Below are 12,829 nucleotides of genomic sequence, written 5' to 3'. Positions count from 1 at the left end.
GCCATGACAATCTGGAACCTCGGCTCGATCAACGCGGACATGATCTATGATGTGCCGCATTTGCCCGGGCCGGGGGAAACCCTCTCGGCCAATCGTCTGGACAGATACCTGGGGGGCAAGGGGGCGAATATGTCCGTGGCGGCGGCCCGGGCCGGCGCGCGCACGGCGCATATCGGTGCCATCGGGCCCGACGGGCGCTGGGCGCGGGATCGGTTGACCGAATATGGCGTCGACACGCGCTATATCGCCGAGGTCGACATACCAACCGGCCACGCCATCATTGCCGTGGATGCGCAGGGTGAAAACAACATCATCCTGTTTCCCGGCTCTAACCAAGCGATTTCATCGGACCAACTGGGGCAGGCGTTGTCTTCGGCGTCGCAAGGTGACCTGCTGGTGATGCAGAATGAAACCAATCTGCAGGTCGAGGCCGCCAGAATGGGGCATGAACTGGGATTGCAGGTTTGCTATGCCGCCGCCCCGTTTCAGGCCGAGGCGGTGCAGGCCGTGCTGCCCTATCTGGATTTTCTGATCCTGAACGAGATCGAAGCCGAACAATTGCGGAAGGCGTCCGGACAGGACCTTTGGGACCTGGATGTTCAGCATGTGATTGTGACGCTGGGCTCTAAAGGGGCGCGATATTATCTGCGCGGCTCGGATGTTTCGGAATTCCCGGCGCACAAGGTGCAGGCCGTGGATACGACCGGCGCGGGCGATACGTTCACTGGCTATGTTCTGGCTGGGATGGATCGTGGGATGCCAATGGCGCAAGCTATCTCACAAGCAAACCGTGCCGCGGCCCTGATGGTCACGCGGCACGGCACAGCAGATGTTATCCCGGATCTGAAAGAGGTGCGCGCAGCGCGCCTGGATTAAGAACCGACAAATGGCGCGGCACTGCCCCACAGTTGTTTGACACGCGTGTCACGTCCGCAAGCGTTTCGATACGCTTTGTAGGCGTTCTTCTGACGTTTGGGGCCGAACCGGGTAAAGATCAGCTTGTCACCCTTGTAGTAATCTTGATGATAGGCTTCGGCCGGGTAGAATGCGCCTTTTTGCAGGATCGGGGTGACAACTGTCTGCCCCAACGCTTGCTGCGCGTCGGCTTTCGCTTTCTGCGCCAGCGCCTTTTCCCCTGCGTTAGAGACAAATATTGCTGTGCGATAGCTGTTGCCCCGGTCGCAGAACTGGCCGCCCGCATCGGTAGGATCAACCGAGCGGAAGAACATGTTCAACAGGGTTTCACGGGAAACACGTGACGGGTCAAAGGTGATCTGGACGGCCTCATAATGACCAGTGCCACCTTTGGAGACTTGATCGTAGGTCGGGTTGGCGGCCTTACCACCGGTGAATCCGGATACGGCGCCGGTGACACCGGGAACGGATTCGAAATCGGATTCAACGCACCAGAAACATCCTCCGGCAACTGTCAGGGTCTCGGTCCCGGCTGCGGGTGCGGGTGCGGCGCGCAGCATGGCTGTCAGAGCAATTAGAACAAAAAGAAACGTCGGTTTGACATAGTCGAGATAAGCGATGCGGGTCATAGCAGGTCTCCTTCTGACATTACGCTGCCCTGACTTATGCGGCGGCGCAATCCGCTGACATCGTTTGTCACGGGGTGGTGAGACGAGTTTATCGCCGCTTCAGCCCAGCAACTGCCCCAGTTTCATCGCCACACCCATATTGCCCGAGATCTTGAGCTTGCCCAATGCCACGCCCGTCATCGGGTTCAGTTTGCCGGTCAGCAGCTTGGCCAGATTGTCCTGCGAGATACGGATGGTGCAATCCGTGTCGCGATCCTGTGTGCTGGCCTGATTGTCGGCCAGAACGATCACGCCGTCCTTGCCGCAATCGAATTTGAGCGAGCCTTCAAAGCCGCGCCCGACAAGGTTTTTCTGAATGCCGTCGGCTATGGTGTTCAGTGTCATCGGTCCCCTCCTGTTCCCCATTCACAGGGTTAGGGGGCGGCAAGGTCACGAGCAAGGGGTGGGGTTTATTGACCTTGGGTCAGTGATTTCAGGTTCTCCTGACGTGTCTTGAAGCCCGGGTGGGTGCTGAACCAGTCATCGCCATGATCTCCGTATTCCTGATCCAGCAGGTCAAAGAATTCGGACAGGCCATCGGGATCAAACCCGGCCCGCGTGGCCAGATCGACACCGAACCGGTCGGCTGCCAGCTCATGCTGGCGGGAATAGGACAGGGACAGGATCAGGTTGCCTTCCAGCAGTACCTGTTCCAGCACCGGGCCAGTATCGCCAGCCATCATGCCGATCAGGACAAACGCCCCGAGCGAGCGGTAAATCTGCGTCAGCCCATGTTGTTCGGCCACATGCCCGATCTCATGCCCGATCACCCCGGCCAGCGCGTCGGCCGAGACCAGCCGGACCAGATCATCAGTCACCACAATTGAGCCATTGGGCAGGGCAAAGGCGTTGGGACCCATTCCAGGCAGATCGCGAAATTTCAGAGTATAGTCATGATCTTCAGCCGCGGGCCCCAATGCCGCCAGCACCCGGTTGAAACTGTCCTGAACCTTGGCTTTTTCACCGGCGTTCAGCGTGCTGGGTTTGGTTAAAACCTGATCCAGGGCCTGCATTACCCCGGTGTCGATGGCAGAGACCAAAGGGGGCGGCGTCATCCAGACCGCCAGTGCCACCAGCACGGACAGCCCGTATTTCCAAAGGCCCCATGCGCCAGCCAAGCAGGCGACGGAAATAAGGATCAGGCGGGGATGAAACTTTTCCGCATGATGCAGGCGCGATCCGCTGGTGTCTGCCAACAGATGTTCCAGCGCTGTATGCCTGTCAGTTAGAAATAACGTGCCATCGGGGAAGTTCACCCGCCGTTCCGTGGCACCTACACGAGATTCCACCGTCAGCTCATCCAAGGCGCAGCGGGCCTGAATCTGCCCCTGCGCGTCGATCAGCCAGACGGTATTGGTGCCAACCGCCAGCCGCGCCGATATCTCGCGCGAGCTGAGGGGTGGATAGGCGCGCCCGTGAACAGGCGCGCCAATGTCTTCAGGAAACTCGTCCAAGGATCAGACCGCGATACCGATATCGAACCCTTCGATATCCCCATAGGCGTCGCCGATGGCGCTGACATTTGCGCTGACAGTGCCGACGAACTCATCCAGCGGCCCCGCCGGAAGAAAGATGGTGTGATTGGCCAGGTACCGCACCCGGCGCACATGTGCCCAGGGCAGCATCAGACCCAGCGTCAGGCCAACAATCACCGCGTTCGAGACCGAAATCCACAGCAGACGCAGCGCCGAGACATCCGAATGGAACCGATGCCCATCGCCCAGAACGGTGTAATTGTAGACCGTGTTGCGAACCATGGCATGATAGATGATCACGGCCGGAACCAGCACCAGGATAAGAAACCCGTAGAGCGACAGGATGGTCAAAATCGCCGCGACGTTTTTGGGATCGTTTTCGAAAGTCTTGAACGCTTCAAAGGTTGATGCATTAACACCCATGATCATGAGGATCGCGATGAGACCAGCGATCACCCAAAGCGCCGAGCACAAGAATGCCTTGTAAAACGGCGCAATTGGGCTGTCGAAAGACATCGGAGTGGTCCCGAACGTATGCCCGTTCACGTGAAACCGCTGGATTGATCGGGTGACGAAGGGCCAGGTGGTATACAGTGTCAGCGCGGCGATGATCGGGTACAAGAAGTAATTTCCGGCGGCCGACCCCCATGTACCCTGAAAATCAAACCGGACGTTCGACCAGCTGGACACGCGTGCCTGAAACCGCAGCGACCGGACCAGAAGGTAGGGGATCAGGAACACCAGCCCGAGCAGCATGATCAAGTTCACCAGCGGAACCGCCGCCAGGATCGTATAGGCCACGATCCCTGCAATCACGATCAGCCGCCCGATCAGAATCTGCCCACCTGTGGCGTGGTAATCAAAGCTGCGCCCGGCGACATAAGTGTTTTGATAGAAGTACTTTTTGGTGCGAACCTTGGCCCAGGCGCTGTAGATGCCAAAGGTCACCAGCGACAGCAGCAGATTGACGATCCAGATGCCGAAGTATTCGCTTGCCGATCCGCGGAACTCGAACTCGGCCAAAGTGCCCTGTGCGTGATCTTCCTGCATGTATGCCTCAAATTGATTGAATGAAAAACGGGCCGACCCTCTGCAGGACCGACCCGTTTTCTGTGTACAATCAACCGGGCATTTCTACGGCAAAGTTGCGGCGAGTTTGAAAAACTCAACCCTTTCGTGTGCCGCCCTTGTTACTTGAGACGCTTGTCCCGCGCCGCCAGCAGTTTCAGACGCAACGCGTTCAACTGGATAAAGCCAGCAGCATCTTTTTGGTCGTATGCACCGGCATCATCTTCAAAGGTCACATGCTCTTCGGAATAGAGCGAGTGATCTGACCAGCGACCCACGGTCGACGCCAAACCTTTGTACAGCTTCACGCGGACGGTGCCGGTGACATGCTCTTGCGATTTGTCGATGGCGGCTTGCAGCATCTCACGCTCGGGACTGTACCAGAAGCCGTTATAGATGATTTCCGCGTATTGCGGCATCAACTGATCTTTCAGGTGCATCGCGCCACGGTCCATGGTGATCGACTCGATCCCACGGTGCGCTTCCAGCAGGATGGTGCCGCCGGGCGTCTCATAGATACCGCGCGATTTCATGCCCACGAAACGGCCTTCGACCAGATCGAGACGGCCAATGCCGTGCTTGCCGCCATATTCATTCAGCTTGGTCAGGATGGTGGCGGGGCTCATCGCCTCGCCATTGATGCTGACCGCGTCGCCTTTTTCAAAGCCGATTTCGATGAACTCGGGTTGATCGGGCGCATCCTCTGGGTTGACGGTACGCTGATAGACATAATCGGGTGCCATATCGGCGGGATCTTCCAGAACCTTGCCCTCGGACGAGGTGTGCAGCAGGTTCGCATCGACCGAGAAGGGGGCCTCGCCGCGTTTGTCCTTGGCAATCGGGATCTGGTTCGCCTCGGCAAATTCCAGCAGCTTGGTCCGGCTGGTCAGATCCCATTCACGCCAGGGCGCAATCACCTTGATGTCGGGGTTCAGCGCATAGGCCGCCAGTTCGAACCGCACCTGATCGTTGCCCTTGCCGGTCGCGCCGTGTGCGACGGCATCGGCGCCGGTTGCTTCGGCAATCTCAACCAGACGTTTCGAGATCAACGGCCGCGCGATCGAGGTGCCCAGCAGGTACAGGCCTTCATACTGCGCGTTGGCGCGGAACATCGGGAAGACGAAATCGCGGACGAATTCTTCGCGGATGTCCTCGATATAGATGTTTTCGGGCTTGATCCCCAGCAGCTCGGCCTTTTGGCGGGCCGGGTCCAGTTCTTCTCCCTGACCCAGATCGGCGGTGAAGGTGACGACCTCACAGCCATACTCGGTCTGCAACCATTTCAGGATGATCGAGGTATCAAGGCCACCGGAATAGGCCAGAACAACTTTCTTGGGCGCGGACATCTGAATTCCCCTTCTGCGTAGAACGCTTGGCCCCTAGCGGGTTTTGGACGTGGGGGCAAGTTATCTGCGTTGACCCGAGCAGGAATTGGGGTGAAACAGGTGCTTGGAAAACAAGGATTGGTTGAAGAGGCGGTTATTAAATGTTGAGTTGGAAGATTCTCATGCATTCGGTTCGGATGGTTCTAAGAAACTTACCGGCAGTTTTTCGGATTTTCTGGGCGCCAACCGTGTTGAGCGTCTTAGCTCTGGTCGCTTTTGTTTATGTGTCGGGATTGGGCGAGTTTTTGGTTTGGGGCGAACATGTAAACGTTCCAGCAGAAAATCTTCCTCGCTTTTTTCTGTTGTGGGGCATAGCCGCTTGGCTTGTGACGGCTGTCATTGGCGCCTGGGGCGTAACTACTTGGCATCGTTTTATTCTTCTTGAAAAATTCTCTTCAGGGTTAGTTCCAGAATTTCACATAGGCAGAGCTGTAGGATACGTACTCCGGCTCTTTCTTCTCGGACTAATCGCTTTGATAATATTGCTCCCTGTGGGATTTGTTTTAATGGCGGTTGTTCAGGCTGCGTGGCCCGTCGGTCTGGCCTTGCTTGTGGCGGTTTTGTTTTTGCTTGGCGTTTTAATGTTTAGGTGGTCGCTTATCCTTCCAGCTTTTGCGGTTGGTAACCCGTTGACCATGTCTGAAAGCTGGAAATGGTGGGAGACCATCGGTAACCCAGGACGGACCGCTTTTGGGTTGGTTTTCTTTTACGTGGTTGTGCAGTTTTTGATTGGGCTGGTCGTGGAGGCCTTCCAGTTCTCGCCCGTATTGCACAGTGTTCTGTCACTTGTGGTACAAGTCTTCTTTGCGATCTTGAATGTCAGTATCTTGACAACCTTGTATGGGTACATCGTAGAGAAACGCGAACTCAGCTGACCGCCCGTACACATATGTATTCCTTGCCCTTTCGGCGGTGATGCGGCACTGAAACGGTCATGAGTGATTTCATGACCCGCGCCCGTGCCGCCGAACAGGCGATGCGCACCGTCTTTCCGGCAACGCCGTTGCAGCGCAATGCCCATTTGTCCGATCGTTACGGTGCCGATATCTGGCTCAAACGCGAAGATCTCAGCCCGGTGCGGTCGTATAAAATCCGGGGCGCGTTCAACGCCATGCGCAAGCAGCAGGGGCAGGAACTGTTCGTTTGTGCCAGCGCGGGTAATCACGCGCAGGGCGTGGCCTTCATGTGCAAGCATCTGGGCGTGAAGGGTGTGATCTTCATGCCGGTGACGACGCCGCAGCAGAAAATCCAGAAAACCCGCATCTTTGGTGGCGACAATATCGAAATCCACCTGATTGGCGATTACTTCGACGACACGCTGGCCGCTGCGCAAGAATGGTGCGCCCGGCAGGGCGGGCATTTCCTGTCGCCCTTTGACGATGCGGATGTGATCGAAGGTCAGGCCTCATTGGCGGTTGAGATCGAGGCGCAACTGGGCGGTGTTCCCGATCACGTGATCCTGCCGGTGGGCGGCGGTGGCATGTCCTCGGGCGTGGCGACGTGGTTCGGGGATCGAACCCATTGCCTGTTTGTCGAACCCAAAGGCGGGGCCTGTTTGCACGCGGCCATGGCGGCGGGGCATCCGGTGGCACTGGATCGTATCGACAATTTCGTCGATGGTGCGGCGGTTGGAAAGATCGGTGCGAAGCCGTTTGATCTGCTGAAGGATCGCCACCTGTCCGACGTGTTGGTGCTGTCCGAAGATCGCATCTGCACCACCATGATCGAAATGCTGAACGTCGAAGGCATCGTGCTGGAACCTGCCGGTGCGCTGGCGATCGAAGCCATTGGTGACGTGCAAAGCTTTATTCGCGGAAAAACCGTGGTCTGTGTTACTTCGGGCGGTAATTTCGATTTCGAACGTCTGCCCGAGGTCAAGGAACGGGCGCAGCGTTATTCCGGCGTGAAAAAATACTTTATCCTGCGCCTGCCACAGCGCCCCGGCGCGCTAAAAGAGTTTCTGGGCATTCTTGGCCCCGAAGACGATATCGCCCGGTTCGAATACATGAAGAAGTCGGCCCGAAATTTTGGTTCGGTCCTGATCGGGATCGAAACCCGCAAGCCCGAGAACTTTGCCCGCCTGTTTGCGCATCTGGATGAGGCCGGGTTCACCTATACCGACATCACCGAGGACGAGACCCTGGCGCAATTCGTGATCTAGGTCAGGTTTGCCCCCCTGTCCGCGATGAACACGGCTTTGGACTCGTCATAGACCTTCAGGATTGAGATCAGATCAACCTCATCCGCCTTGCCTGCGGCGGCGATACGCTCGCCATCCTGACAGAGTTTAGAGAACCGGTCGAACCCAAGGCTCAGCGCGCTGCCTTTGAGGAAATGCATGTTCTGCTCGAACTCAAGGCGGTTTGTGTCCTTGTGCAGCCGGTCGATGGCTTCCTGCACCTCGTCCAGGAAAATCTGTACCACCTCAACGAATTCGGCGGTGCCCACCTCATCCCGCAGCTGTCTGACCCTGGACCAGTCGATCATGTTCGGCCTCTCCACACATATCGCGACCTGACTTGGGTATCCCAAGGCCGGTAAAGACCGGGTTAAGCAACGCAATAAAGACGCCTTCACGGGATGTTAAACCGGCCCGCGCTAGGGTCGCAGCGTTCCGAGTAGGTCGCAGTGCAGAGGGTTCAGGTGGCAGAGGGCAGTCAGGCAGAGGCCAGGGCAGAGCTGGATTTTGGCGCGATCCAAAAGGTGCTGGTCGTGGATGACAGTCGCCTGCAACGGCGGATTCTGGTGGCGTCGCTGAAAAAATGGGGGTTTCAGGTGCTTGAGGCCGACAGCGGCGATACAGCGATTGCGATGTGCGCCACGGATCAGCCGGATCTTGTTCTCAGCGATTGGGTCATGCCGGGGATGAGTGGTCTGGAATTCTGCCGCGCGTTCCGGGCGCTGGACAGTGATCAATACAGCTATTTCATCCTGCTGACCTCGAAAAGCGAAAAGCAAGAGGTGGCGCGCGGCCTGGATGCGGGGGCCGACGATTTCCTGATCAAACCGCTTGAGGCGGATGAGCTGCGCGCGCGTATCTCGGCCGGGGCGCGCATTCTGGATATGCAGCGTGAGCTGTCTGAAAAGAACCGCTTGATCGAATCCGCACTGGAGGAACTGCGTGTGGCGCATGACGCCATCGACAAGGACTTGATCCAGGCCCGCAAAATTCAGGAATCGCTGGTTCCGGAACTCACGCGCGAGTTTGGCAAATCGCGGGTCAGCATGTTGCTTAAACCCTGCGGTCATATTGGCGGTGATCTGGTGGGGATGTTTTCACCCGGGGTCAACCGGCTGGGGTTCTACAGCATTGATGTGTCGGGCCATGGCATCACTTCGGCGATGATGACGGCGCGGTTGGGCGGGTATCTGTCCAGCAACCACTTTGAGCAGAACGTGGCGATGGAAAAGCGGTTCGATAAGTTCTACGCGCTATTACCGCCCGAGCAGGTGGCCGAAACGCTCAACTCCCGCCTGATGGCGGATACCGGGATCGAAGAATATTTCACCATGGTCTACGCCATCATCGACCTGCGCAACGGGCATCTGAAAATGGTTCAGGCCGGGCACCCGCATCCTTTGTTGCTGCGCCACGACGGCAGTACCGAATTTCTGGGTGAGGGTGGGTTGCCCATCGGATTACTGCCCGAGGCCAGCTTTCAGCAGATCGACACATATATGAATCCCGGCGACAGGCTGCTGCTGTATTCGGATGGCTTCACCGAATGCAGCCTGGCGGGTGGCGGCCTGCTGGAAGAAGACGGTCTGCGCCAGATGGCGGTTGACTGCGCGCCCGGGCGTTGCGGTACCGAATTTCTGGATGACATGTTCTGGCGGCTGACGCAGGCGATGGCGCCGGGCAGCGGTATGGATGACGACGTTTCAGCAGTGTTTTTTGAATACAACGGCCCCTAAAGCCCTTGCAGATGCTGGTTGGCAAAGTGGCGATCCCCGTCATTGCCCAACATTTGCACGGCGTCTGCGCTGTCCATCCACAAGGCCTCGTGAAACGGTTCCGAGGGCGGGCCGATGCGGCGCACAGGGCGCGCGCGGTAGATCAGGCATACTTTCTCGGCCCATAGGTCGTATTCGGGCATATAGGTGAACCGCCGAAACGCACCGACCCGGCGCGGGGTTGCCACAAGCCAGCCGGTTTCCTCGAACACTTCGCGGTGCAGGGCGCAGGTGGGTGATTCGCCCGGATCAATTCCGCCGCCGGGCAGTTGCAGATCGGGTCCGGGTTCTGTCTGACAGGTCAGCAACAGATGCCTGCCACGGGGCAGCAGTGCATAAACGCCGACGCGTCGTGTGTATTTCCGCCCGGCCTCGGGGGTTTCACCGAACCGTCTGATCATGTATGGCCCCTTACAACCCAAATTGTTCGACCTATATGCTGGCGGTATGCCAACCTGTGGCGTGTAAGGAAACCCCATGTCTCTTGGAACGAAAATCGCGTGGGACGACACCGTCCTACCCTTTCAACTTGATGTATCGGATATGCGCGGCCGCGTGGCCCGTCTGGACGGTGTGCTGGACGGCATCCTGAAACAGCACGACTATCCCGAAAAAGTCGAGGCTCTGGTGGCCGAAATGGCCCTGCTGACCGCGTTGATCGGCCAGACCGTCGCGCTGCGCTGGAAGCTGTCGTTGCAGGTTCAGTCCAAGGGCGCTGTGCGGATGATCGCGACCGATTATTTCGCCCCAACGAAAGAAGGCGAACCGGCCCGCATCCGGGCCTATGCCAGTTACGACCGGGATCGCCTGACCGATGGTGCGCCGTTCGATCAGGTGGGCGAGGGATATTTCGCCATCATGATTGATCAGGGTGAGGGCACGCAGCCCTATCAGGGGATCACCCCCCTTTCCGGCGGATCGCTGAGCGCCTGCGCCGAGGCTTATTTCGCGCAGTCCGAACAGCTGCCGACCCGGTTCTCGCTGAGCTTTGGCAAATCGATCGAACCGAGCGTCGAGGAACACTGGCGTGCGGGCGGGATCATGTTGCAGCACATGCCCAAAGCCTCGCCCTTTGTGGCCAGCGGCGAAGGTGAGGGCGAGATTCTGAGCGCCAATGATCTGGTTGACGGCGAAGAAGGTGAGAACTGGGGCCGCGTCAATATCCTGCTGGACACGGTCGACGATTTGGAACTGATCGGCCCGTCGATTGCCCCGACTGACCTGCTGATCCGGCTGTTTCATGAGGAACAGCCGCGGGTTTATGACGCGCAACCCGTGCAATTCGGCTGCACCTGTTCCGAAGATCGCGTGCGCCAAAGCCTGTCGATCTATTCGGCCAAGGATATCGAAAAGATGACTACACCCGAGGGTGATGTCACGGCGGATTGCCAGTTCTGCGGCGCGCATTACGTGTTGGATCCCGGAACAGTCGGTTTCGATGCTGACGGAGCTTGATCCGACAGAAAGCTTGCGGGCGGCCTTGTGTCGCCCCGGCAACGGGTCCAGCGATTTCGATTTGAATCCCGAAGCCGTTCTGCCCGAAGGGCGCAAACTGCGTCCCGCTGGCGTGTTGGTTCCGATCACGGTGTTTGGCGACACACCGCGCCTGATCCTGACAAAACGATCCTCGGCCCTGAAACACCACCCCGGCCAGATCGCCTTTCCCGGCGGCAAGCAGGATGAAGGGGACGTGGATGTTACCGCCACTGCCCTGCGTGAGGCGCAGGAAGAGATCGGATTGCCCCCGGAGATGCCCGAAATCCTTGGGCATCTGCCCGCCCATGAAACGGTGACCTCGTTCACCGTGACGCCGGTGGTGGCGATCTTGCGCGCACCGTTTCGGATCACCTCTGAGCCCGGCGAAGTGGATGAGGTGTTTTCGGTTCCGCTTGCACATGTGCTGGACCCCGCGAATTATGTCGTTGAATCGCGCCGTTGGCGTGGTCAGAAACGATATTATTTCACGGTGCCTTATGGCCCCTATTACATTTGGGGGGCGACGGCCCGAATGTTGCGGGGATTGTCCGCACGGGTGAGTGAATGACGCAAGTAACCGAGGCCTGGGTTTCTGATCCGGCGACACAAAAGGTCTGCGCGGCCCTGACATCGGCGGGCGCGCAGGCCCTGTTCGTGGGCGGCTGCGTGCGCAACGCGCTGTTGGGCGCGCCGGTATCGGATATTGATATCGCCACCGACGCCTTGCCAGAGCGGGTGATGGAGCTGGCGCAGGCGGCCGGGCTGAAGGCCATCCCAACCGGGATTGACCACGGCACCGTTACCGTGGTCAGTGGTGGCATCCCGCATGAAATCACCACCTTTCGCCGTGATGTGGAAACCGATGGTCGTCGGGCTGTTGTGGCCTTTTCCAACCGGGTGGAAGAGGATGCTGCGCGCCGCGACTTTACCATGAACGCGATCTATGCGCGTCCTGATGGTGGCCTTCTGGACCCGCTGAACGGATTGCCGGACCTGCGGGCGCGGCGTGTGCGTTTCATTGGCACCGCCCAGAATCGCATTCGTGAGGATTACCTGCGCTCGCTACGCTATTTCCGGTTTCACGCCTGGTATGGCAACCCTGATGCGGGGTTTGACCCGGATGCGCTGGCGGCGATTGCGGGTAATCTGGACGGTCTGGCGGGCCTGTCGCGGGAAAGGGTCGGGGCCGAGGTGCTGAAACTGCTTGGTGCACCTGATCCTGCGCCATCTGTTGCGGCGATGCGTCAGGCTGGTGTGCTGGCGCAGGTGTTGCCGGGGGCCGATGACCGGTCGCTGGCGCCGCTGGTCGCGTTGGAGCAGCAGGCCGGGGCCGATCCTGATCCGATCCGCCGTCTGGCAGCGATTGCAACACCCGCGATGGCCAAGACCCTGCGCCTCAGCCGGGCGCAGTTGCAGCGCCTGACGCGAATGCGCGAGGAAGCATCCGGCACGGCCACGATTGCCGAATTGGGCTTTCGCTATGGCGAAGAGGATGGGCAGCACGAAGCGTTGTTGCGCTGTGCCTTTTTTGAACAGCCCTGGTCACAGGACATGCAACAGGCGTTGCGCGATGGGGCCGCCGCTGATTTTCCGATCAGGGCGACGGATTTGATCCCCGAGTTTACTGGCCCTGCGCTGGGCAAGAAACTGGCCGAGCTTGAGGCGCGCTGGATCGCATCCGGCTTCACTTTGAACCGCCAAGATCTGCTAAGCAACTCGATCGAAGTCTCAAAAGGGGATGACAAGTCAATTTGATTATGCTTACTTGCGCCTGTCACATGGATGGAGGAATGCGAATGTATTACGGGATCTGGTTCAGCTAACGCGCGGAACGCTTGACCCGTTGGGGTGGTGTTCTGACGCCATCTTTCTTCGTATTTTCCAATTT

At 58.5% G+C, this 12,829-nt stretch carries 14 protein-coding genes; 7 read left to right on the top strand and 7 right to left on the bottom strand.

Features of this window, described 5'->3' with window-relative positions; genetic code table 11:
- Positions 1-3: 3 nt before the first annotated feature.
- Complete coding sequence (locus JT51_RS15435) at positions 4-876, top strand: ribokinase (protein ID WP_037314683.1); 873 nt, start codon at positions 4-6, stop codon at positions 874-876.
- Here JT51_RS15435 and msrA read toward each other — a convergent pair.
- The 5 genes from msrA to JT51_RS15410 form a co-directional block, all read right to left on the bottom strand.
- Positions 873-1,544: a peptide-methionine (S)-S-oxide reductase MsrA gene (msrA, locus tag JT51_RS15430; RefSeq protein ID WP_037314681.1), complete on the bottom strand. Its 672-nt coding sequence runs from the start codon at positions 1,542-1,544 to the stop codon at positions 873-875. The genes JT51_RS15435 and msrA overlap by 4 nt on opposite strands.
- A 99-nt stretch (positions 1,545-1,643) precedes the next feature.
- On the bottom strand, positions 1,644-1,928 hold the full coding sequence (locus JT51_RS15425) for an SCP2 sterol-binding domain-containing protein (protein ID WP_037314678.1): 285 nt from the start codon (positions 1,926-1,928) through the stop codon (positions 1,644-1,646).
- A 65-nt stretch (positions 1,929-1,993) separates the two neighbouring features.
- Positions 1,994-3,037, bottom strand: coding sequence for a M48 family metallopeptidase (locus JT51_RS15420; protein WP_051927603.1), 1,044 nt, complete (start codon positions 3,035-3,037; stop codon positions 1,994-1,996).
- Between the two features lie 3 nt (positions 3,038-3,040).
- A complete protein-coding gene (locus JT51_RS15415; RefSeq protein ID WP_037314676.1) occupies positions 3,041-4,108 on the bottom strand; it encodes a YjgN family protein in 1,068 nt (355 codons plus the stop codon).
- Positions 4,109-4,248: 140 nt separating this feature from the next.
- Positions 4,249-5,472 (bottom strand): argininosuccinate synthase, encoded by a 1,224-nt coding sequence (locus JT51_RS15410; RefSeq protein ID WP_037314674.1) that lies wholly within the window; start codon positions 5,470-5,472, stop codon positions 4,249-4,251.
- A gap of 140 nt (positions 5,473-5,612) precedes the next feature.
- Between JT51_RS15410 and JT51_RS15405 the strand changes: the two genes are divergently transcribed.
- Positions 5,613-6,386, top strand: coding sequence for a hypothetical protein (locus JT51_RS15405; protein WP_037314669.1), 774 nt, complete (start codon positions 5,613-5,615; stop codon positions 6,384-6,386).
- Between the two features lie 59 nt (positions 6,387-6,445).
- Entirely contained in the window at positions 6,446-7,672 is a 1,227-nt protein-coding gene (gene ilvA, locus JT51_RS15400; protein WP_037314667.1) for a threonine ammonia-lyase IlvA, read from the top strand.
- Here the strand turns inward: ilvA and JT51_RS15395 are convergent.
- Entirely contained in the window at positions 7,669-7,998 is a 330-nt protein-coding gene (locus JT51_RS15395) for an Hpt domain-containing protein (protein WP_037314664.1), read from the bottom strand. The genes ilvA and JT51_RS15395 overlap by 4 nt on opposite strands.
- Positions 7,999-8,154: 156 nt before the next feature.
- On the opposite strand from JT51_RS15395, the gene JT51_RS15390 reads away from it, so the two are divergent.
- A complete protein-coding gene (locus JT51_RS15390; RefSeq protein WP_037314662.1) occupies positions 8,155-9,426 on the top strand; it encodes a PP2C family protein-serine/threonine phosphatase in 1,272 nt (423 codons plus the stop codon).
- Here the strand turns inward: JT51_RS15390 and JT51_RS15385 are convergent.
- Positions 9,423-9,866 (bottom strand): NUDIX hydrolase, encoded by a 444-nt coding sequence (locus JT51_RS15385; protein ID WP_037314659.1) that lies wholly within the window; start codon positions 9,864-9,866, stop codon positions 9,423-9,425. The two genes, JT51_RS15390 and JT51_RS15385, sit on opposite strands and share 4 nt — an antisense overlap.
- Positions 9,867-9,942: 76 nt before the next feature.
- Here JT51_RS15385 and JT51_RS15380 point away from each other — a divergent pair, with 76 nt between their 5' ends.
- The 3 genes from JT51_RS15380 to JT51_RS15370 are packed head-to-tail and all read left to right on the top strand — an operon-like array spanning position 9,943 to position 12,696.
- Complete coding sequence (locus tag JT51_RS15380; RefSeq protein ID WP_037314658.1) at positions 9,943-10,920, top strand: Hsp33 family molecular chaperone HslO; 978 nt, start codon at positions 9,943-9,945, stop codon at positions 10,918-10,920.
- On the top strand, positions 10,904-11,509 hold the full coding sequence (locus JT51_RS15375) for a CoA pyrophosphatase (protein WP_037314656.1): 606 nt from the start codon (positions 10,904-10,906) through the stop codon (positions 11,507-11,509). The genes JT51_RS15380 and JT51_RS15375 overlap by 17 nt, the downstream gene beginning before the upstream one ends.
- Positions 11,506-12,696, top strand: coding sequence for a CCA tRNA nucleotidyltransferase (locus JT51_RS15370; RefSeq protein WP_037314654.1), 1,191 nt, complete (start codon positions 11,506-11,508; stop codon positions 12,694-12,696). Before JT51_RS15375 ends, JT51_RS15370 begins: the two co-directional genes overlap by 4 nt.
- Positions 12,697-12,829 lie beyond the last annotated feature (133 nt).

The sequence above is a fragment of the Ruegeria halocynthiae genome, from assembly GCF_000743705.1.
Classification (GTDB): Bacteria; Pseudomonadota; Alphaproteobacteria; order Rhodobacterales; family Rhodobacteraceae; genus Ruegeria; species Ruegeria halocynthiae_B.
Note: the sequence above shows the minus strand (reverse complement) of the source record. Positions and strands in the feature narration are given on the sequence as shown.

Excerpts from the sequence above, each read along its gene's own strand:
- JT51_RS15405 (WP_037314669.1), top strand. The coding sequence starts at position 5,613 with ATGTTGAGTTGGAAGATTCTCATGCATTCGGTTCGGATGGTTCTAAGA.
- JT51_RS15395 (WP_037314664.1), bottom strand. The coding sequence starts at position 7,998 with ATGATCGACTGGTCCAGGGTCAGACAGCTGCGGGATGAGGTGGGCACC.
- JT51_RS15380 (WP_037314658.1), top strand. The coding sequence starts at position 9,943 with ATGTCTCTTGGAACGAAAATCGCGTGGGACGACACCGTCCTACCCTTT.
- ilvA (WP_037314667.1), top strand. The coding sequence starts at position 6,446 with ATGAGTGATTTCATGACCCGCGCCCGTGCCGCCGAACAGGCGATGCGC.
- JT51_RS15370 (WP_037314654.1), top strand. The coding sequence starts at position 11,506 with ATGACGCAAGTAACCGAGGCCTGGGTTTCTGATCCGGCGACACAAAAG.
- JT51_RS15415 (WP_037314676.1), bottom strand. The coding sequence starts at position 4,108 with ATGCAGGAAGATCACGCACAGGGCACTTTGGCCGAGTTCGAGTTCCGC.
- JT51_RS15410 (WP_037314674.1), bottom strand. The coding sequence starts at position 5,472 with ATGTCCGCGCCCAAGAAAGTTGTTCTGGCCTATTCCGGTGGCCTTGAT.
- msrA (WP_037314681.1), bottom strand. The coding sequence starts at position 1,544 with ATGACCCGCATCGCTTATCTCGACTATGTCAAACCGACGTTTCTTTTT.
- JT51_RS15435 (WP_037314683.1), top strand. The coding sequence starts at position 4 with ATGACAATCTGGAACCTCGGCTCGATCAACGCGGACATGATCTATGAT.
- JT51_RS15425 (WP_037314678.1), bottom strand. The coding sequence starts at position 1,928 with ATGACACTGAACACCATAGCCGACGGCATTCAGAAAAACCTTGTCGGG.
- JT51_RS15375 (WP_037314656.1), top strand. The coding sequence starts at position 10,904 with ATGCTGACGGAGCTTGATCCGACAGAAAGCTTGCGGGCGGCCTTGTGT.
- JT51_RS15385 (WP_037314659.1), bottom strand. The coding sequence starts at position 9,866 with ATGATCAGACGGTTCGGTGAAACCCCCGAGGCCGGGCGGAAATACACA.